The following is a 20,782-nucleotide window of genomic DNA, read 5'->3' as shown; positions in this document are numbered from 1 at the left end:
TTTGCTACAAAATTATATAGTGACTTTAGCGGATGAGACCCGCGTTAGGGATTGAGGCATTTGTTGAAGCTCCTCGACGCAGGAGAGAGCGACTGCCGAAAGCCTGACCCGCAGGGGAACGCCCAAATAGAAATATTGCACTTATCTTATATAACTTCCAGTTTTTTACCAACTTTAATAAAGGCATCGATGGCCTTTTGTAAATGCGCTTTGTCATGCGCAGCTGATAGCTGCACGCGTATTCTGGCTTTTTCTTTGGGAACAACAGGGTAGAAGAAGCCAATAACATAAATACCTTCGTCTAACAACATTTTTGCAAATTGTTGCGATAGTTTTGCATCGTAAAGCATTATGGGGACTATGGGATGCACACCGGGAATAATATCAAAACCAGCTTTTGTCATTTCAGTTCTGAAAAACGTAGTATTCGCCTCTAGCTTATCCCTTAAAGACGTATCCTCTGAAATAATGTCAAATACCTTTAAGGTAGCGCCAACAATAGCAGGGGCGAGGGTGTTGGAGAATAAATACGGTCTAGAATGTTGACGTAGGATGTCAACGATTTCTTTTCTAGCGGCCGTAAAACCGCCAGAGGCACCGCCAAGGGCTTTTCCGTAGGTACCAGTAATAATATCAACGCGATCCATAACGCCGTGATACTCATGTACACCTCTTCCAGTTTTTCCAATAAAGCCTGTGGAATGACACTCGTCAATCATTACAAGGGCGTCATATTTATCAGCCAGATCACATATTTTATCTAATGGTGCAATTTTTCCATCCATTGAAAACGAGCCATCAGTAACAATCAATTTTCTTCTAGCCGAAGCCGCAGCTTTTAGTTGCGTCTCTAAGTCGCCCATATCGCAATTTTTATATCTGAAACGCTGCGCTTTACATAGGCGAACACCATCAATTATTGAAGCATGGTTTAATTCATCTGATATAATTGCATCTTCTTTTGACAGTAGAGGTTCAAACAACCCACCGTTGGCATCAAAGGCAGCTGCGTAAAGAATACAATCTTCCATTCCCAGAAATTCGGCTGTCTTTCGTTCCAGCTCCTTATGAATGTCCTGCGTACCACAGATAAAACGTACGGAGGATAATCCAAAACCATGTGATTTTAAAGTGTCAATTCCTGCCTGAATAACCGTTTCATTTGATGATAGTCCTAAATAGTTGTTTGCACAAAAATTCAAAACATCAGGATTTGATTGCGTATCAATTTCCGCACCTTGTTTTGAAGTGATTATACGTTCATTCTTATACAATCCACTTGCTTTAATTTCATCTAAGTCAGCCTGAAATTGTTGTTTTATATCTCCGTACATATCTTATGCGTTTTCAGTTTTATATTTTTTGTTTAAGTGTTTTATCATATCTTTGGTCATGGCCTTTAGATCATAGTTAGGTTGCCATCCCCAATCTTTTCTAGCTTCGGAATCATCAATGCTATTTGGCCAAGAATCTGCAATATTCTGTCTAAAATCGGGTTTATATATCATCTTAAAATTAGGGAATATTTCACATATAGCCTGTTGCAGTTCTGCTGGATTAAAGCTCATACTTGCTATATTATAAGACGTTCTGGTTTTAATAGTTTCAGGTTGGGCTTCCATTAATTCTATAGTGGCTCTAATAGCATCGTCCATGTATATCATGGGTAGGCTTGCCGTTTCATTTAAAAAACAAGTGTAATCTTCTCCTTTTACAGCATAATGGTAAGCATCTACTGCATAGTCCGTTGTGCCGCCGCCTGGAGAGGTTTGATGCCCTATAACACCGGGATATCTTAAGGAACGCACGTCTAAACCATATCTCGAAAAATAATAATTTGCCCAATGTTCTCCGGAGGCTTTACTCATGCCATAAACTGTTGTCGGTACTAAGAAAAAATCCTGAGGAGTTTCGTCTTTTGGGGCATTTTCACCATAAACCGCAATTGAACTAGGGAAAAACACGCGATCAACTCCGTTTAAACGAGCAGCTTCCAAAACATTGAGAAACGTTTTATTGTTAATGTCCCAGGTACGGAGCGGTTGTTGTTCGCCATTAGCTGATAAAATAGCAGCCATGTGATATATCTGGGTGATGTTATGCTCTTTAATGATACCTTCAATACTATTAAAATCCGTTGCATCTAAAAACTCGAAATTTCCTTTAAACGAAGCACTGAATTTTATGTCGGTAGCGATAACTGCATCAGTGCCATATATTCCTTGAAGTTTTGTAGTTAATACAGAACCTAATTGCCCATTTGCACCAGTAATTAAAATTTTGTCTTTCATTTTACTTGTAATACTACCAATACAAAATTAAAGTTTAGATAAACATCACAGTTAAAAAAATTGTTAATTGATAATTATTAAGCGTTTTATTCTGAAATTCTATAAATTTGAATTCATATTTTCTTTTTTAATATATATTTTAATGTATTGAAAGTAAATTTTACTGAAATGGAACGATTAGATGATATTGATCTTAAAATATTGAGAATTCTTCAAAAAGATTCTAAAAAAACTACTAAAGATATAGCAAAACTGTTGCATCTTACGCCATCACCTGTTTATGAACGCATTAGGCGTTTGGAGAAAAAAGGGTTTATAAAAAAGTACGTCGCTTTAGTTGATAAGAAATTAGTGGATTGTATAGTAACGGCTATTTGTATGGTGTCTTTACGCTATCACGACGAAGGGTTTATCGACAAGTTTGATAGACAAATAAAGGCATTGCCCGAAGTTCAGGAATGCTATCATATGGCTGGGAAAGTAGATTTTTTCTTAAAAATACATCTGAGAAGTCTTGAAGAGTATCATGAATTTGTAAGATTGAAACTCTCCAAAATAGAGAATATTGGGGTGCTAGAAAGTTATTTTGTTTTGAAGGAGATAAAGGCCACCACCGAATATCATTTTTAAGATGATACCTTAATTAGTTGATTTTTGCTGACCAATAAAGCACTTAATCTACTTAGCATTAAATTCTTCGGAAATCTTATGGTAATAAATATCTTCAAAATTTGATATGACTTTATCTGCATTAGAATAGTCCTGATTTTTAGAATGAAAACTATCATAACCCACACAGTAGATTCCTGCTGATTTGGCCGCTTTGATACCATTGGTAGAATCTTCAATTACGATACATTCCTCTCTTAAACAACCTGTAGCATCTGCCGCTTTTTCAAAAATTTCAGGATGCGGCTTGGACTGCTTCAAATCAGCACCGCTCAATTTAGCCTTAAAGTACTTGTTTAAGTCAAATTGTTCAAATATCATGTTTATACCACTCATAGAAGCTGAAGATCCCAAAACAAGGGTTAATCCATTATCGTAATAATTTTTGATGAGATCTAGAACGCCATCAATTAATCCCAAATTAGAATCGGTATCAAAAAACTGTTTGTAGTGCTTACGTTTTAAAGAAACTAATGCTTCTGGGGTTTCATCTAAATGAAATTGATCACAAAGGCGTCTACAAATGTTAAGGGTAGACTGTCCAGTAAATGATTCATAAAGGTCTGTTGAAACATCAATACCAACTTCATCGAACATATCATGATAAGCTTTATGGTGCATGGGCTCACTATCAATAATTACCCCATCCATATCAAAAATAACAGCTTTTAACATTTTAAAATTTTTTGCGAAGATATATCAACCTATTAAAATCGCCTAGACAAATCATTTTGTTAATTGAAATTTATTCAACATATTTGTATCTTATGATTGTATAAGTTGACTTCAGACGTTATCGAGGTTCTCTCGAATTAAAAAACCAAGCACGTTTTGTGTTTGGCAAGTATTCATTACAATATTTTCACAATGCAATCAAATAAAATCACATTTAAACAATTTCTTAATTATTTTAAAATTGCCGTTTCAGGTAAGGAACAAGAATTTACTTCTGGCAGTATAAGACGAGCGGTTTTTATGCTCTCAATCCCCATGATTCTCGAGATGCTCATGGAGTCTATTTTCGCCCTCGTTGATATCATGTTCGTGTCAAAAGTAAGTGTCAATGCAGTGGCTACAATAGGCTTAACCGAATCGGTCATTACCCTGGTTTATGCGGTTGCCATAGGTTTAAGTATGGCAGCTACGGCGATAGTTGCACGTAGAGTAGGGGAAAAAGACATAAAAGGTGCTTCTAATGCTGCAGTACAAGTCATTTTTTTAGGAATAGCCGTATCAGCGATTATTAGCGTTATAGGAATATTGTACCCAAAAGAAATTCTTGGATTGATGGGTGGCGAGACCGATTTAATTGAAGAAGGCTATGGTTACACTAAAATATTGATGGGCGGTAATGTTACCATCATGCTTTTGTTTTTAATCAACGCTATTTTTCGTGGGGCGGGGAACGCTTCAGTTGCCATGTGGACTTTAGTCTTATCGAATGGATTAAACATTATTTTAGACCCTATTTTTATTTTTGGTTTAGGGCCTATTCCTGCGTTTGGTGTTGAAGGTGCTGCAATCGCTACAACTATTGGAAGGGGAACTGCTGTACTATTTCAATTGGCAGTCTTGTTTTTTGGATTCAGTAAAATTAAAATTGGCATCAAGGATCTTGTGTTACAGGTAGGGGTTATGCTAAATTTAATAAAAGTGTCGCTCGGTGGTATTGGACAGTTTTTAATCGGAACCTCTTCCTGGGTATTTTTAATGCGAATTATGAGTGAATTTGGTAGTGAAGTTTTAGCAGGTTATACTATCGCCATTCGTGTTATGATGTTTACTTTAATGCCCGCATGGGGTATGAGCAATGCAGCGGCGACGTTAGTGGGACAAAACTTGGGAGCTCAAAAACCAGACAGAGCAGAACAATCTGTCTGGAAAACTGGAAAGTATTGCGCTATTTTTATGGGATTTGTCTCTATAGCATATTTAGTGTTTGCACCGCAAATTATTGTACTTTTTAACCAAACTCCGGATGTTGTGAATTATGGCAGCTTATGTTTAAGAGTACTAGCGGCAGGTTATATTTTTTATGCCTATGGTATGGTAGTGGTAAACGCTTTTAATGGAGCGGGAGACACTAAAACGCCTACTTACATCAACTTTGTGTGTTTTTGGTTGCTACAACTGCCGTTTGCCTATGTTATGGCCATAACTTTAGATTTTGGTCCTTCTGGTGTGTTTTGGGCAATTACTTTAGCCGAAGTGCTTATCGCAGTTATTGCTATAGTTTGGTTTAAAAAGGGCAACTGGAAAAAGGTGCAAGTCTAATTTATGAGAATTGAAATTAAAGATCAATTACAAAGAGTAATTCGCTTTGAAGACACACCAAAGCGAATTGTGTCTTTAGTGCCTAGCCAAACAGAATTACTATGCGATTTGGGTTTGGAAGGTTACATTGTTGGTGTGACAAAATTTTGTGTCCATCCACAACATATTAAGACCAAAACCACTATAGTTGGAGGGACAAAGCAAATCAATACTGCTAAAATAAAACCACTGCAACCTGATATCATTCTATGTAACAAAGAAGAAAATAACAAAGCGATTGTAGATGAGTGCGAACAAATTTGTAACGTTCATATTTCGGATATTTTTGATTTAGAGGATAGTTATGAATTGATACGTCACTATGGTATTCTTTTTCAGAAAGAAAACAAAGCAGAAGAAATCATATCTGAAATAAGAAAAGAAGCAAAAGATTTTAAGCTTTACATTGAAAATAAGCCCAATCTGAAATCAGTATATTTTATATGGAGAAACCCTTGGACAGTTGCTGCTAACAGTACGTTTATCAACTACATGATGCAGCTAAATAAATTTGAAAATATTTATAAAAACAAGAAACGTTATCCGGAAATAGAGCTAAAAGAAGAGAATAATGCAGAACTTGTGATGTTATCTAGCGAACCTTTTCCTTTTAAAGCGTCTCACAAAAAAGAGATAAAAAAATTCTATCCAAAAGCGGAAATACTTTTGGTAGATGGAGAAATGTTTTCTTGGTACGGCTCTAGACTAATTAAAGCATTTCGCTACTTCAAATGGCTCCGCGAGCATCTTTAGAAAACTCAACCTTGCTGATATCATCTACAAAGTTTTTTATTCTTCGCTCTAATTCTTTTACACTAACCAATTTGTTAGTGTTTGCTTTAATTTTGCCTACTTTACAAAAATGGGGACTCATAATTTTCTCTTTTACTATAAATTACGAGCATTTTGCCGATTTGGATGTAATGCGAACGTTAAAGAAACGCTAAACTTTATACAGCTGGTCTTTGATGGTTTCTGGTGAGGTATCCTAGTTTGTTCAGTTTGTTCAGTAATTTAATCGCTTTATATTCAGAAAAATCACTTAATGGAGCATCAGTTTGTCTAAGATTGTAAGCTTGTTCTATAAGGGTTTTGTACTTTTTTATGAGTTCAATTTGGCTTTGCTGGATAGAATCATCCTTTTTGTATTTTTTCATTTTTTTGAAAGTATTAAAAAAAGTAGTTGGCAAATCAAATTACTTCCAACAGACTTACATTTCAATAATATGGATAGACCGTGTTAAGCGTATTTTATAATGTTATGTTAATTAACACTTAAAGAAATCTAAACATCTTTAAATTTAAATAATTATTTTAAAAGTCTGATACTTATGCGAATAAAATTTTTATACTTCCTTTTGTTTGTGTTTTCAATCGGTCTTACAGCACAAGAAAGTAACTGCAATTGCTGCACTGAAAAGCATTCGGAGTTTGATTTTTGGATTGGGTCATGGACAGTTACAAATCCAGACGGCACTTTAGCGGGAAAAAATATTATTGACAAAATTCAGGATAATTGTATTTTAAGAGAGAATTGGACAAGTGCTAAAGGTAATTTTACAGGAACTAGTAATAATTTTTACAACTCTACAAAAAAACAGTGGGAGCAAATTTGGATTGATAACCAGGGTGGCAATTTGCACTTAAGAGGCAATAGGGTTGGCAACCAAATGATTTTAAAAACCGATGTAGCTAAAAATAAAGATGGACAGCCTTACTATCATAAAGTAACTTGGACGCTGAATGAAGACGGTTCAGTGAGGCAATATTGGGAAACTATTACTAATGACAAAGATGTTACTATTGCTTTTGACGGGCTATATAAGAAAGCAGAAAACTAAAAATACCATAGTTATCCAAAAAAGAAAACCTGATAAATAAAAAATAAGAGTTTGAATTTTAGCCTTAGGAGAATTATCAAGATTATAAAAAACTTTTGTTCCCATTATTAGAACAATAAAAACTCCAAAAAAGAAAATTTTAACTTTCTCTTTTTTTGGAAGTCCTTTCCTTTTAAATTCTTCATTGAACTCTTTCAAGTTTTAATCTTGTAAAGCGAACACCTTCTTCAACAAATCTGTTGTTCTTGAACCTATTTTGTTCCTTATTTCCTTTTCTTCAACAGCAATCATGGTGTACACGCCTTTTAATGCTTCATTAGTTACATAGTCTGTTAAATCTGGATTTACATCATTAGTAAAAGGAAGTGTGTTGTATTTATTTATAAGATTATTCCAAATATCATCAGCACCAACTTTACTAAAAGAATTTTTAATCACAGGATTAAACTTATCATATAAAGCAGTTTGCGTTTTTGAAGTTAGATATTGCGTTGCTGCATCATCATTACCTAGTAAAATATTTTTAGCGTCAGTAAAAGTGATATCCTTTACAGCGTTAACAAAGATAGGAGTGGCTTCTTTTACAGCATCTTCAGCGGCTCTATTTAAAACTTTTAGCCCCTCATCAGCCAACTTACTTAAGCCAATATCCCTAAGTGCCTTATCAACTTTTTGTAACTCTTCGGGGAGTAGTATTTTTACCAATTCATTTTTAAAAAATCCATCTTTTTGGGTAAGTTTAGTTACCTGTTCGTCAATTCCAAAATCTAAAGCCTGTCGCAATCCTGAAGCTATTTCGGTATTGGTAACTACACCTCCTTGTGGTAACTGGTCAATCACACCTTGTAATTCGGCACAGGCCACTAAATTAAAAATTATAAATACTGAAAGAATTTTACGTATCATGGTAATTGGGTTTTGTTTTCAAAAGTAATGAATACTAAAAAATAAGACACCCAAAAAACAAGTATTTGGGTGTCTTTATATATGTAAACCAGATTAATCCCTCAATTAACTAGGCTTCATTTCATATTAATAAGACACGGTAAAATTAAAAAGGTCACATGAAATTATAATTTTTTATTTATTTTGCACGGTAATCCCAACCAAATACTATTCTAGCATAATTATTGTTATTACTGTTATATACTTATTTTATGTATTTGAAATTAAAAATGAAACACTTCGTTCTTCTTGCTATCATCATACTTTTTCCGACTCTATTTTTCGGGCAAATTAGAATTTCTGAAAACATTCAAAACTCTCAAATTAATACGTCTGAGGACAATGCACTCTATTTTGTGGATTTTTGGGCAACTTGGTGCGGGCCTTGTATACATGCATCCAAATATTTAACCTCTTTACAGCGTCAGTATCCCGAGAAATTCCATATTATGTCTTTAAGTCAGGAAAACCCTGATATCGTAAAGCGTTTTATGACAAAGCATGTTTTAGAACTTGCAGTGGCCATTGATTATCAAGGTGAAACGTTTTCAAAATATAATATATCGAGTTTGCCGTATGGAGTTTTGTTAAATGCGAAAGGAGAAAAACTTTGGGAAGGCCATCCTGCAGAATTTAAAAACTACCATTTAGATGGTTATTTGAGCACCAATAAAACAACTATGAATATTGGTGATATGTATCAACTACAATCTTATAAACCAATAGATGTTGTAAAGGAAACTGGTCCAAAAACTGATTTTGATATTACTGAAATTACTGATTCTTACGAAACATTAGAAATAATTGAAAAGCCAGATTTTTTGCAGTTAACAGGAAGCTTAAAAGATATTATAGCATATATTAATAATGCCTATAGAAATCAAATAAGTATATCGGATGATTTAAATAAAATGTATCGTATGCGCTTTAAGTATGATACAAAGGCACTAAAAAACATGGAGCGCATAATTTTTAAACAACTAAAGTTAAAACAAAAGTATAGCACTGTAAATGGCGAGGTACTTTTTTTAAATATATCTGACGCTCAATTTTGGGATATTAACCAAATTAATTGGGGAAATGATACACCACATTTTTTAATTGGAGATTCTGACCTAAAGGCAGATAATGTATCTCTAAACCAAGTTACTTTTCAGTTGGCAAACTTATTAGAACTACCTATAGTTACGAGTGATGAAGAAATGGCCAATACGTTACACGATTGGGAGTTACATTACAAATACTTCGACTTAATGGCCTCAAACCTTAGTGATACATATGGTGTAAAAATAGAAAAAAAGGTTCTTGATTATCCCAACTATATTATTTCTAGGCGATAATCTTTTCTACAAAATATGATAACAAAAAAAAGACGCCCAACAGGCGTCTTTTTAATACTATACTGTAAAGTTCTAGTTTCCTATAACTCTAAACTCAGTTCTTCTGTTCTTTCTGTGTTCTGCTTCAGAACAATCAACACCATTAGAGCAACGGTTTACCAATCTAGATTCTCCGTAACCTTTAGCAGATAATCTACTTCTAGAAATACCTTTAGATACTAAATAGTTTACAACAGAGTTAGCACGTTGTTGTGATAATGACATGTTGAAATCATCGTTACCTCTAGAATCTGTATGAGACATTAATTCAATGCTTACAGGCTTGCTATTTAATAATGGTAATAACGTTTCGTCAATAATCTTTTTAGACGCAGGTGTAATACGAGCACTACCTAGTTCGTAAAAAATTGGTAATACATTAGCATTTAATAATCCACAATCCACTTCTTCCCAAGTAGTTAAACCTCCTTTTTTAGCCAAAACAGTTCTAGTAACGGTTTTAGACTGTGCAGGCACAGTTACACTTCTTGTTGTAGCTGGAGTAGCTAGCACCTGACGCTTGATAGTTTTGTACTCTGCAGGAATATCAATTTGATCCATTCTAGCAGGAGTTTTTACTACACGCTTTTTGTAGGTAGCACCTTGCTCTGGTACAGGAACACTACTTGTAGCAGCATCTCTTTCTAATGTTGTGAAACTTACATCTCTAAATTGCGCAGGATACTCAACAAAACATGCTACCATACAATCCTCTTTATTAGGAGAATCACAAGCTGTTTCTCTGTATTCCCAACCAGAAGTTTTAGGATATGTTTCAAACGTTCTTGAATCAGAACCAAAAGAAGCAGGAATAATGCTTAAATCAGATCTTCCTTCTTTACTTACGTAAGGTACTTCAACAGTTTCATAAGTAGCAGGTACATAAACAAACTTTTTAGAAGCTTCCTTAACTAACACGCGCTCTTCAACGGTTCTGTAAGTTGCAGGAACAACTTCTAACTTAGTGTATGCAGGATAGGTTTGGATAGTTTCTTCAACAGTCTTAAACTCATCTTTTGTAATACACTTTACGTAGCATTTACCTGGATCAGGATTTGCAGGTAGGTTTTGTGCTTGGGACATTCCGAAGCCTAATAAAAAAGTTAGGCATAAAATAAAATTTGATTTCATAAAAATTAAGAAATTAGTTAATGGTTTTTATCTATTCGATAATTAAGACACCAATATATCAAATAAGTCACAATTAACATTTGTTAATTTTAACAAATTTTAACTTTTTTCAAAAACATGATTGAAATCCATTGAAAATCAGTGGAATAATTAAGAAAAAATGACGGTCTTATTATTATAAACCATTACTTTCCTTTCAGAATGTAGTTTTATAGCATTGGCCAAAACTATTTTTTCAAGGTCTCTACCTTTTGCAATCAAGTCTTTAATTGTGTAGGCATGTGTTACTCTTGAAACATCTTGCTCAATGATTGGTCCAGCGTCCAACTCTTCAGTAACATAATGGCTTGTTGCTCCAATAATTTTCACACCACGTTTATATGCCGAATGGTATGGCTTTGCACCAACAAAAGCTGGTAAAAATGAATGATGAATATTTATAATTTTATTAGGGTACTTATTAATCAGTTTTGGAGATACAATTTGCATATATCTGGCGAGTACTATAAAGTCTATGTCATTCGACTCAAGCAATTCCAGTTGTTTATCCTCCGCTTCAGATTTTGTGTCTTTTGTTACTGGTACATGATAAAAAGGGATTTTAAAACTGTCTGCTATCGGTTTTAAATCCACATGGTTACTAACAATAAAGGGAATTTCCAGATGAAGTTCTCCTGAATTATAGCGTCCTAAAATATCATACAAACAATGATCATATTTAGATATGAATAAAGCCATTTTTGGTTTTCTTTCAGAAGAATAAATACGCCATTTCATATCAAACGCATCAGCCAATTCATTCTTAAAGCACGCTTTAAAAGTTTCTGTGGAAAAATTATCGTCAATAAACTCACTTTCCAACCTCATGAAAAATATATCCTGTTGTCTATCAACATGCTGATCTAAGTAAACAATATTGCCATTTTTTTTAGCAATGAAGTTTGTCACAGTTGCAATGATATTTGAACGATCTTTACAATGAATTAAAACCGTGATTTTTTTCATGAGTTTTCTTTTGAAGCCTCAAAAATAATTAAAAAGGGTGTTGAGGCTAAAAATTGAGTGAATTTTGCAAAATGTGCTTTAAAAGTTAATTTTTTTTGAATTATTCGTAAATTGCAACCCGTAAACTAGTTATTTTTCAATAATGAATCAACATACCCCTTACAAACCTGAGCATAAAATTAGAATAGTTACCGCAGCATCGCTTTTTGACGGACATGATGCCTCAATAAATATTATGCGGCGCATTATTCAAGCTACGGGTGTAGAAGTCATTCATCTAGGGCATGACAGAAGTGTGGAGGAGGTTGTAAATACGGCGATTCAAGAAGATGTTAATGCTATATGTTTAACGTCTTATCAAGGTGGGCACAACGAGTATTTTAAGTATATGTATGACCTTTTGAAAGAGAAAGGTGCAAATCACATCAAAATCTTTGGAGGTGGCGGTGGCGTAATTCTCCCTTCAGAAATTAAAAATTTGATGGATTATGGAATTACACGCATTTATTCTCCAGATGACGGCAGGGAAATGGGGTTGCAGGGAATGATTAACGACTTAGTTGAAAAATCAGATTTCGCCATTGGAGATAGTTTAGACGTTTCTTTAAAAGACGTGACAACGAAAAGTGCAAAAACCATTGCCAGAATAATTTCTTCTGCTGAAAATTTCCCTAATGTGGCAAAAGGCATTTTAGATGATATTACTACTAAAAATAAAAATACAACCATTCCCGTTTTAGGTATTACAGGCACAGGTGGTGCTGGAAAATCCAGTTTGGTAGATGAACTTGTACGACGTTTTTTACTGGACTTTCCTAAAAAAACGGTCGGTATTATTTCTGTAGACCCTTCCAAGCGAAAAACTGGTGGTGCATTACTAGGTGATAGAATTAGGATGAACTCTATTAATAATGATAGGGTTTACATGCGTAGTTTGGCAACACGACAATCAAATCTTGCACTTTCAAAACATGTAAATGAAGCTATTGCAGTTTTAAAAGCTGCTGAATATGATTTGATAATCTTAGAAACTTCTGGAATAGGGCAGAGCGATACGGAGATAATAGAGCATTCTGATGTGTCGTTGTATGTGATGACACCAGAATTTGGTGCAGCTACACAGTTGGAAAAAATTGATATGCTAGATTTTGCAGATATCGTTGCCATTAACAAATTTGATAAACGGGGTGCCCAAGATGCCTTACGCGATGTAAAAAAGCAATACATGCGTAACAATAATCTTTGGGATACGCCACAGGAACAATTACCTGTTTTTGGTACTATCGCGTCGCAGTTTAACGACCCAGGGATGAATAGGCTTTATAAAGCAGTTATGGATGTTTTGGTAGATAAAGTTGGGGCGAAGTTAAAATCATCATTTAATACAACTGGAGCATCTAGTGAAAAGATATTTATAATCCCACCTTCTAGAACGCGCTACTTATCTGAAATTGCTGAAAGTAATCGCTCTTATGATACATTGTGTGCAGAACAAGTTGATATTGCTCAAAAACTATATGGCATATTTCAAACAATTTGTTCTGTTTTAAATGTCTCCTTAACTGAAGTAGAAAGATTATGTCTTGGGGAATTAGGTTTAAATGAAGATGAAATTCTTAATAGTCCTGAAGTCTCTGGGAAGAATGACAAAAAAGAATTCATTAAATTATTAATCGCAGAATTTAATAAAGTAAAAAAAGATTTAAGTCCGTACAATTGGGAAACTATTTGTGGTTGGAGTGAAACCGTAAATCGTTACAAAAATCCAATCTATGCTTTTAAAGTAAGAGATAAAGAAATTAAAATTGAAACGCATACTGAATCGTTATCCCGCACTCAAATCCCAAAAGTTGCGCTTCCAAAATACAAAGCTTGGGGAGATATTTTAAGATGGTGCTTGCAAGAAAATGTTCCAGGGCAATTTCCTTATACTTCTGGGCTCTACCCATTTAAACGAACTGGCGAGGATCCAGCACGTATGTTTGCAGGTGAAGGTGGTCCAGAACGTACAAACAAACGTTTTCACTATGTAAGTGCAGGCATGCCAGCTAAACGATTGTCCACTGCTTTTGATAGTGTGACACTTTATGGCAACGACCCTGATTATCGTCCAGATATTTATGGTAAGATTGGTAATGCCGGTGTTTCTATCTGTTGTTTGGACGATGCTAAAAAGTTGTACTCTGGCTTTAATCTTGCAGATTCCATGACCTCGGTAAGTATGACGATAAACGGGCCTGCGCCAATGCTTTTAGGTTTTTTTATGAACGCTGCGATAGATCAGCAATGTGAGATTTATATTAAAGAAAACAACCTTGAAAAAGAAGTTATTTCCAAAATTGAAAAGCTATATAAAAACAAGGAGCGACCAACATATAATGGAACATTACCAGAGGGAAATAATGGCTTAGGGCTAATGCTTTTGGGTGTTACTGGCGATCAAGTGTTACCGAAGGAAATTTATCAAAACATTAAAAAAGACACCATTGCGCAAGTTAGAGGTACGGTTCAAGCAGATATTCTTAAGGAAGATCAAGCACAAAATACCTGTATTTTTTCTACTGAATTTGCGTTGCGCTTAATGGGCGATGTGCAGGAATATTTTATTGACAACAATATTAGAAATTTTTATTCAGTATCAATTTCAGGTTATCATATCGCTGAGGCTGGTGCAAACCCAATTACGCAATTAGCTTTAACTTTATCTAATGGTTTTACATACGTAGAATATTATTTGAGCAGAGGCATGGACATCGATAAATTTGGTCCTAACCTTTCATTTTTCTTTTCAAACGGGATAGATCCAGAATATGCAGTTATCGGAAGGGTAGCGCGCAGAATATGGGCAAAAGCGATGAAGGAAAAATATGGAGCCAATGCCAGGGCCCAAATGTTGAAATATCATATTCAAACCTCAGGACGAAGTTTACATGCTCAAGAAATTGATTTTAACGACATTAGAACCACGCTTCAAGCACTCTACGCTATTTATGATAATTGTAATTCCCTACATACAAATGCGTATGACGAAGCGATAACGACACCTACCGAAGAATCGGTGCGTCGTGCCATGGCAATTCAACTAATCATAAACAAAGAATTGGGATTAGCTAAAAATGAAAATCCTATTCAAGGTGCTTTCATTATTGAAGAATTAACCGATTTGGTAGAAGAAGCGGTATTGTTGGAATTTGACAGAATTACCGAACGCGGTGGAGTTCTTGGTGCTATGGAAACCATGTATCAGCGTAGCAAAATCCAAGAGGAGAGTTTGTATTATGAAACCTTGAAACATAATGGCAAGTTCCCAATAATAGGCGTTAACACATTTTTAAGTAGTAAAGGTTCGCCAACTATTTTACCTGCTGAGGTAATTAGGGCTACTGAGGAGGAAAAACAATCTCAAATTAAAACTTTAGAAAATCTGCATAAAGCTAATGATACAAAAGAGTTTTTGAAACAACTTCAGGAAACGGCCATCAATAACCAAAATATTTTTCAAGCTTTGATGGAAGTTTGTAAAGTCTGTTCCTTAGGGCAAATTACAAAAGCACTGTTTGAAGTAGGAGGGCAGTATCGCAGAAATATGTAATCAGAGAACCAGATTTATGCTGTAAAGATGTGTGAATCGCTTATGCTGCTAAAAGCAGGATCATCAAAATTATCTAAAATCTTTAAGCAACCATTTTCAAATTTTTTCATCTATAAGAAAAGCTTACCTCTAATGAAAAAGATATTATACTTCACAATCATCATTCTGTTGTTCAATTGTGCATCAGACGACGGCAAACCAAATGAAGAAACCCAACTGTTAGGAAAATGGCAAGTAATTGAGCATTTATTAGATCCTGGTGATGGCAGCGGTACATTTAAACCTGTAACAAGTCAAAGGGTTATTGAGTTTTTTCTTGACGGCTCTGTGAAGGTTAATGGCAACTTATGCTTTTTAACAACTGAAATAGGAGAGAAGCAAACTGGTACCTATGAAATAACCAGTAATCCTAATGCCGATACAACATTTGATGGAGAGATTATTCCTGATGATGATGATTGCAATTCAGAATTTTACAAAATATACTTTGATATATCAGCAGATGGCCACTTAATATTGTGGTATCCCTGTATAGAACCTTGCGGCGAAAAATTTAAAAAAGTAGATTAAAGCGTCAACATCCAATTGTGCTGTAGCTTTTTAAACTTCTTTAGTTCACGACGTAAAACAGGTAAAAAGTCTTTACCATTACTATTACTTTTTTCTAAACGATACGAGTTTTTGTAGAGCGTATTGGTTAATCTGCGTAATGAAGCTAAATGCCTGTGCTTTCTATCAGAATGACGTTCACGCTCAATATTCTCTATCTCGGGAACTAAAGAAACTGACTGCTGAACGATATCTCCAGAAAAATAAATATGAGTATCTTCAGAACCGTCTTCTTTGAGTCCAGAAAGATCTTCGCTAAGGTATGAAGAGATGCTTTGAGACAATGCAAAAATCTCGATAGCTTTTTGATAAATCGGTAATTCCGATAGATTTACTGGGGTATTATGCATTTTTTTATATTTTCATTAGCAATTGTAACAAAATTAGGCACTGAATTTTATATACAACCTTAATATTTAAAGTAAAATTGTATTTTTGCTTTAAATATTATGTTTTATTAATCTAATCTCTTTAAATGCAAATTGACATACTTAATACTAAAATTTTAAAATGCTTACAGCAAAATGCACGACAGTCTAATGCCGAAATTGGACGGCAAGTTGGCATCAGTTCTCCTGCCGTTTCAGAACGCATTAAAAAAATGGAAGATGTTGGGATCATAGAAGGATATAAAGCATTAATTTCTCCTTTTGAAATAGGATATCAATTAAAAGCAATTATAACACTAAGAGCTTTTATGGGTAAACTAAAACCATTTTTGGCTAAAGTAAAAACACTTGATGAAGTCGTAAATTGTTATCGTATTACCGGCGACGAAAACATTGTTATGGAAGTAGTGCTTAAAGACAATAAGCATTTAGAGGCATTTATTGATAACTTAATCATCTACGGTGAATGCAAAACGCAGATAGTATTGTCTAGAGTTATAAAGCAAAAAGAAATTATCCCAATAAAATAGTATATCTAAATACGCCAAGGCGGATTTTTTCTGTTTCCACCTGCTTTATAAAGTATTATTTGATTCCCGTCCAAATCCTTTAGATGTGCCTCACGCCACAGCCATGGTTTGTCTTCAGGCAAACTATCAAATGTAATTCCTTTATCAATTAAAGAATCTACCAAATTATCTAAGTTATCATCTTCAAAATAAATAGTAATACCATCACATTTTGGTAATTCTTCAACCTCATGAATAGAAAATGTACTAGTACCGTCAATACATTCGAAACGCACGTATTTTGGTAGAGATTTCACAATAAGTTTTAGCCCTAAAGTCTCATAAAAATCGATAGCTTTTTCAACATCCAAGGATGGAACTGTTATTTGATTCAAATTCATAATCTATTCAGCTAAAGCGGTTTCAATATGGGTTGCTATTTGTTTCGCGTGTATTCTGCTGTTCTCTATAAACCATTTATGGGTCTCCATGCCACCACAAATAACTCCAGCAAGATATACCCCTTCAATATTGGTTTCCATAGTTTCAGTATTATAAGTTGGTAATCGTTTTTCGTCATCAGACTGTGATACACCAAGTTGATTTAGCAAATCAAAATTTGGCTTATAACCCGTAAGTGCCACTACAAAGTCATTAGGAATCTTTTTTATACCGTCAGGTGATTCAAAAACAACTTCATTTTCAGTAATCTCTATGATTTCAGAATTAAAATAAGCGGTTATACTGCCTTCTTCAATCCGATTGATAATATCAGGGCGTACCCAATATTTCACACGCTCACCAATACCTTCACCACGAATAATCATGGTAACATTTCCGCCCTTTCTATAAATTTCCAAAGCGGCATCTACAGAAGAGTTACTTGCACCAACTACCACAATATCTTGCATCGCATAAGGATGCGCCTCTTTATAATAATGTGTGACTTTTGGTAAATCTTCCCCTGGAACATCAAGTAAATTAGGGATATCATAAAAGCCGGTAGCAAGAATAAGTTTCTTTGTTGTATGCTCTCCCTTATTGGTTCTAATTTCAAAACCAATATTATTTTTTGAAATAGCTCCAACCTGTTCAAAAAGATTGATATTAATTTGATTTGAAGTTGCCACACGACGATAATACTCCAAAGCCTCGTCGCGATTAGGCTTAGGGTTTTTGCTGATAAATGGAATACTGTCAATCTCCAACTTTTCAGAAGTTGAAAAAAACGTCATGTTTTTTGGGTAATTGAAAAGGGAGTTCGTCAGCGCTCCCTTTTCAATTACTACATAATTCCAGTTACGTTTCTTACATTCTAAAGCGCAAGCTATTCCAATTGGACCACCTCCTATAATAATGACATCCTTCATTAAGCAATTTTTCTTTTGGTGCGTAAATAGTTTTTCAAAATGAACAATAAAAATACACAAATACCGCCTATTCCCGTAACGATGTACCAAGTATTGTCAAAGCCAAATCTTACTATCATTTCCATACTTACTTTGTGGCTAAAAATATGGGCAAGAGAAAAAGAAACTGTATATAACGCCATGTATTCTCCTAAGTTACCCTTTTTCGCTTGTGCGTATGTAAATGAATTAGAAAAGGGAAAAGCTATCATTTCCCCAACCGTTATCAAAAACATACTTATAATTAAAACTCCAGACCAACTTGATACATTAAATACAAGAAAGCTAAGAGTGGTTAAAATAGCACCAAATAATATCAACCCTAACTTTGACGCTTTAGAGTTTTCTAACCAGTTAATGAGAGGCATTTCTAAAAGGAAAATAAGTAACCCATTAGCTCCAAGTAACAACCCAATTTCTAGCTCTGAAAGATAATGACCATTTCTATAATACAACGGAATTGTTGATAGCAACTGTAAAAATATAACTCCAAATAAAAACATAGCGAATAGGAAAACAAGAAAGACTTTATCCTTAAACACAGATTGAGGATTTTCAGTTTTTACGTCGTCTTGTATTTTTGCTTTTTTAGGATTTAAAACTAACGTCATTAACAAAGTAGCTAATATACATGTAATGCCATCCACCCAAAACAAGCCACTATAGCTCCAAAGTGTTACAATTAAACCAGCAACTGCAGGACCAGCCGTAAAACCTAGATTAATTGCTAATCTTACAAGTGTTACACTACGCGTTTTATTTTCGGGTTTACTATAGGCACTCAGGGCTACAAACATAGCAGGACGAAACATGTCGGCAACAGTAATGACTAAATAAACACCCAAACAAACACTAAAAAACGTGTTCAAATATTGCAACAAAATGAACAGAACCCCTGTACTCATTAAACTTCTTACCATAACTTTATAGTACCCAATTTTATCAGTTAGTTTTCCACCCAACCAAGAGCCAGTTACTGCCCCAAAACCAAAGAAGGCTAATACTGTACCTACATCGCTGAATGATAATTGCAAACTTTCATTTAGGTAAATTGACAGAAAAGGCAATACCATTGCACCAGCCCTATTTATTAGCGTAATTAAGGCAAGCCACCATACTTCCGTTGATAAACCTTTAAAGGTATTTAGGTAATTGTTAAAAAGAGTTTTCATGAGTTCTAAATGTGCTACATATTTATAATTGATTTGTTTAATGTTCTAAAAACAAAAAGTCCGACTGTGAAGCCGGACTTTTAAATATATCTGTAAACGTTTATTCTATAACATCACAATACATCACAAGTCCGTCTTCCTTTCTTTAAAGAAACGGTCCATTGTTTTCTACAAATTGTGACGTTGCTACGCATTTTATTTACTTTGAAAGTTCAAATCTAGATAAAAATTTTGGATATTGTATTTTTACCTAGATAAAAATTTAAAATGAAGCGATTAGTTTTAGCAATATACCTACTGTTTTTACTCACATCATGCGGCAGTAGCTTTCAAGGGTTTTACAATAACCACAAAGCAGATTTAGGGGTTACCTCGTTTCAAGTACCCAACTTTATGAAATCGGTTTTAAGCACGCTTTCCCCCGAAATAAAACATTCCATTGGCAATATTTCAGACCTAAAGTTTATAAAATTCGACAACTTAAATGCTGTTAAACGCCAAAGCCTCATCACAGAAATGAATGCCGTAACCAATAACGGGTACCTAGATGTATTTAGAAAAAACGACCCCGATAACACCAGGATTATTTCCGTTCGGGAAGCGGGCGTTGTTGTAACCGATGTCATTATTTTCAATAGTTCTGCATCCCAAACCACCGCATATTATTTACAGGGCAATTTCGATCCAGAAAAAATTAAGTCCTTCGCAGACGAAGATACTTTTAATGCCTTTTCAAACGATGTAATGCAGCATTACAAAATGAACATAAACCCATCCTTCAACCCAGAAAACCAATGAGAGTTTCAAAAGTATTACAAGCATTTTGGCGTTACCCACAAGGGGTCGGGCTTTCACTACTCGCTCTCTGCGAGGAGCTCAAACACGCCGTTCAATCCCTAACGCGGGCGTACCAGCCAAAAGCGTTTAGAACCCTGGCTTCAATAATACTTGCATTAGTCTTTACCGCCACAAGTTGCACTCAAAAAAAGCGTCCACTAAAAGGAGAGACAACATTTCAAAAAGAACTGAATGCTTTTTACAAGGATGCTTCAACATCTCCATTAAAAAAGAAAGACCTTAAGACGTTTGAAGGTCTGGATTTCTTCAAATATGATTCGTCATATGTAGTAACAGCAAAATTAAAGCGAACTCCAGACTCTGAATGGTTTAACATGAAAACTACAACTCAGCGTGTTTCAGAAGAGCGTGTTTACGGTATTTTGTACTTTGAGCTCCATGGGAAACAGCACCAACTCAATATATACCAAGGTAAGGATGCCGTAGTAGAAGGTGATGACTATTTATTTCTGCCTTTTTTGGATGAAACCAACGGGCTAGAGAGCTATGGTGGTGGGCGCTATATTGATGCGAATATTCCCGAAGGCGATAGCATAATTATAGACTTTAATTCAGCCTATAATCCTTATTGTGCCTACAATGATAAATATTCCTGTCCCATAGTACCTCGTGAAAATTATTTAAAGACTAGGGTAGAGGCGGGCGTTAAAGCTTTTGAAAAGCATTAATA

General features: G+C 34.8%; 21 protein-coding genes. 10 read left to right on the top strand and 11 right to left on the bottom strand.

The window, feature by feature from the left end; genetic code table 11:
- Positions 1-146: 146 nt before the first annotated feature.
- Complete coding sequence (gene kbl / locus EYD45_RS02420) at positions 147-1,334, bottom strand: glycine C-acetyltransferase (RefSeq protein ID WP_130962746.1); 1,188 nt, start codon at positions 1,332-1,334, stop codon at positions 147-149.
- Positions 1,335-1,337: 3 nt separating this feature from the next.
- The gene (locus EYD45_RS02415; protein ID WP_130962745.1) at positions 1,338-2,291 is read right to left on the bottom strand and encodes an NAD-dependent epimerase/dehydratase family protein; all 954 of its coding nucleotides are present in this window, start codon (positions 2,289-2,291) and stop codon (positions 1,338-1,340) included.
- 168 nt (positions 2,292-2,459) lie between these two features.
- Here EYD45_RS02415 and EYD45_RS02410 point away from each other — a divergent pair, with 168 nt between their 5' ends.
- Positions 2,460-2,921 carry an Lrp/AsnC family transcriptional regulator gene (locus EYD45_RS02410; protein WP_130962744.1) on the top strand — a complete coding sequence of 154 codons (462 nt, stop codon included), beginning with the start codon at positions 2,460-2,462 and terminating at the stop codon, positions 2,919-2,921.
- Positions 2,922-2,969: 48 nt separating this feature from the next.
- Here EYD45_RS02410 and EYD45_RS02405 read toward each other — a convergent pair whose 3' ends face one another.
- The gene (locus tag EYD45_RS02405) at positions 2,970-3,635 is read right to left on the bottom strand and encodes an HAD family hydrolase (RefSeq protein ID WP_130962743.1); all 666 of its coding nucleotides are present in this window, start codon (positions 3,633-3,635) and stop codon (positions 2,970-2,972) included.
- 192 nt (positions 3,636-3,827) lie between these two features.
- Between EYD45_RS02405 and EYD45_RS02400 the strand changes: the two genes are divergently transcribed.
- Both EYD45_RS02400 and EYD45_RS02395 read left to right on the top strand, forming a co-directional pair.
- Entirely contained in the window at positions 3,828-5,234 is a 1,407-nt protein-coding gene (locus EYD45_RS02400) for an MATE family efflux transporter (protein WP_130962742.1), read from the top strand.
- A gap of 3 nt (positions 5,235-5,237) precedes the next feature.
- Positions 5,238-6,026, top strand: a complete 789-nt coding sequence (locus tag EYD45_RS02395; RefSeq protein ID WP_130962741.1) for an ABC transporter substrate-binding protein — start codon at positions 5,238-5,240, stop codon at positions 6,024-6,026.
- 197 nt (positions 6,027-6,223) lie between these two features.
- Here the strand turns inward: EYD45_RS02395 and EYD45_RS02390 are convergent, their stop codons facing one another.
- The gene (locus EYD45_RS02390) at positions 6,224-6,430 is read right to left on the bottom strand and encodes a Lacal_2735 family protein (RefSeq protein WP_130962740.1); all 207 of its coding nucleotides are present in this window, start codon (positions 6,428-6,430) and stop codon (positions 6,224-6,226) included.
- A gap of 174 nt (positions 6,431-6,604) precedes the next feature.
- On the opposite strand from EYD45_RS02390, the gene EYD45_RS02385 reads away from it, so the two are divergent.
- A complete protein-coding gene (locus EYD45_RS02385) occupies positions 6,605-7,114 on the top strand; it encodes a hypothetical protein (protein ID WP_130962739.1) in 510 nt (169 codons plus the stop codon).
- A gap of 201 nt (positions 7,115-7,315) precedes the next feature.
- Here EYD45_RS02385 and EYD45_RS02380 read toward each other — a convergent pair whose 3' ends face one another.
- Positions 7,316-8,020 carry a DUF4197 domain-containing protein gene (locus tag EYD45_RS02380; protein ID WP_130962738.1) on the bottom strand — a complete coding sequence of 235 codons (705 nt, stop codon included), beginning with the start codon at positions 8,018-8,020 and terminating at the stop codon, positions 7,316-7,318.
- A 269-nt stretch (positions 8,021-8,289) separates the two neighbouring features.
- Between EYD45_RS02380 and EYD45_RS02375 the strand changes: the two genes are divergently transcribed.
- Positions 8,290-9,399 (top strand): TlpA family protein disulfide reductase, encoded by a 1,110-nt coding sequence (locus EYD45_RS02375; RefSeq protein WP_165453872.1) that lies wholly within the window; start codon positions 8,290-8,292, stop codon positions 9,397-9,399.
- A gap of 72 nt (positions 9,400-9,471) precedes the next feature.
- On the opposite strand, the gene EYD45_RS02370 is transcribed toward EYD45_RS02375, so the two are convergent.
- Together EYD45_RS02370 and purU are read right to left on the bottom strand one after the other, a co-directional pair.
- Positions 9,472-10,569, bottom strand: a complete 1,098-nt coding sequence (locus EYD45_RS02370) for an OmpA family protein (protein ID WP_130962736.1) — start codon at positions 10,567-10,569, stop codon at positions 9,472-9,474.
- A 150-nt stretch (positions 10,570-10,719) separates the two neighbouring features.
- Positions 10,720-11,574, bottom strand: coding sequence for a formyltetrahydrofolate deformylase (gene purU / locus EYD45_RS02365; RefSeq protein WP_130962735.1), 855 nt, complete (start codon positions 11,572-11,574; stop codon positions 10,720-10,722).
- A gap of 142 nt (positions 11,575-11,716) precedes the next feature.
- On the opposite strand from purU, the gene EYD45_RS02360 reads away from it, so the two are divergent.
- On the top strand, positions 11,717-15,166 hold the full coding sequence (locus EYD45_RS02360; protein WP_130962734.1) for a methylmalonyl-CoA mutase family protein: 3,450 nt from the start codon (positions 11,717-11,719) through the stop codon (positions 15,164-15,166).
- Between the two features lie 132 nt (positions 15,167-15,298).
- A complete protein-coding gene (locus tag EYD45_RS02355; RefSeq protein WP_130962733.1) occupies positions 15,299-15,736 on the top strand; it encodes a hypothetical protein in 438 nt (145 codons plus the stop codon).
- Here the strand turns inward: EYD45_RS02355 and EYD45_RS02350 are convergent.
- The gene (locus EYD45_RS02350; protein WP_130962732.1) at positions 15,733-16,125 is read right to left on the bottom strand and encodes a hypothetical protein; all 393 of its coding nucleotides are present in this window, start codon (positions 16,123-16,125) and stop codon (positions 15,733-15,735) included. The genes EYD45_RS02355 and EYD45_RS02350 overlap by 4 nt on opposite strands.
- A 125-nt stretch (positions 16,126-16,250) precedes the next feature.
- On the opposite strand from EYD45_RS02350, the gene EYD45_RS02345 reads away from it, so the two are divergent.
- The gene (locus tag EYD45_RS02345; protein ID WP_130962731.1) at positions 16,251-16,694 is read left to right on the top strand and encodes an Lrp/AsnC family transcriptional regulator; all 444 of its coding nucleotides are present in this window, start codon (positions 16,251-16,253) and stop codon (positions 16,692-16,694) included.
- A gap of 5 nt (positions 16,695-16,699) precedes the next feature.
- On the opposite strand, the gene EYD45_RS02340 is transcribed toward EYD45_RS02345, so the two are convergent.
- The 3 genes from EYD45_RS02340 to EYD45_RS02330 are packed head-to-tail and all read right to left on the bottom strand — an operon-like array spanning position 16,700 to position 19,254.
- Entirely contained in the window at positions 16,700-17,074 is a 375-nt protein-coding gene (locus tag EYD45_RS02340; protein WP_130962730.1) for a VOC family protein, read from the bottom strand.
- 3 nt (positions 17,075-17,077) lie between these two features.
- The gene (locus EYD45_RS02335; protein WP_130962729.1) at positions 17,078-18,043 is read right to left on the bottom strand and encodes a YpdA family putative bacillithiol disulfide reductase; all 966 of its coding nucleotides are present in this window, start codon (positions 18,041-18,043) and stop codon (positions 17,078-17,080) included.
- Complete coding sequence (locus EYD45_RS02330) at positions 18,043-19,254, bottom strand: MFS transporter (RefSeq protein ID WP_130962728.1); 1,212 nt, start codon at positions 19,252-19,254, stop codon at positions 18,043-18,045. Before EYD45_RS02330 ends, EYD45_RS02335 begins: the two co-directional genes overlap by 1 nt.
- A 267-nt stretch (positions 19,255-19,521) precedes the next feature.
- On the opposite strand from EYD45_RS02330, the gene EYD45_RS02325 reads away from it, so the two are divergent.
- Together EYD45_RS02325 and EYD45_RS02320 are read left to right on the top strand one after the other, a co-directional pair.
- Positions 19,522-20,052: a DUF4252 domain-containing protein gene (locus EYD45_RS02325; protein ID WP_130962727.1), complete on the top strand. Its 531-nt coding sequence runs from the start codon at positions 19,522-19,524 to the stop codon at positions 20,050-20,052.
- On the top strand, positions 20,049-20,780 hold the full coding sequence (locus EYD45_RS02320) for a DUF1684 domain-containing protein (RefSeq protein WP_130962726.1): 732 nt from the start codon (positions 20,049-20,051) through the stop codon (positions 20,778-20,780). The genes EYD45_RS02325 and EYD45_RS02320 overlap by 4 nt, the downstream gene beginning before the upstream one ends.
- Positions 20,781-20,782: the final 2 nt, after the last annotated feature.

The sequence above is a fragment of the Hyunsoonleella flava genome (assembly GCF_004310325.1).
In the GTDB taxonomy this organism is placed as follows: domain Bacteria; phylum Bacteroidota; class Bacteroidia; order Flavobacteriales; family Flavobacteriaceae; genus Jejuia; species Jejuia flava.
This window is presented reverse-complemented; position numbering and strand designations above follow the sequence as displayed.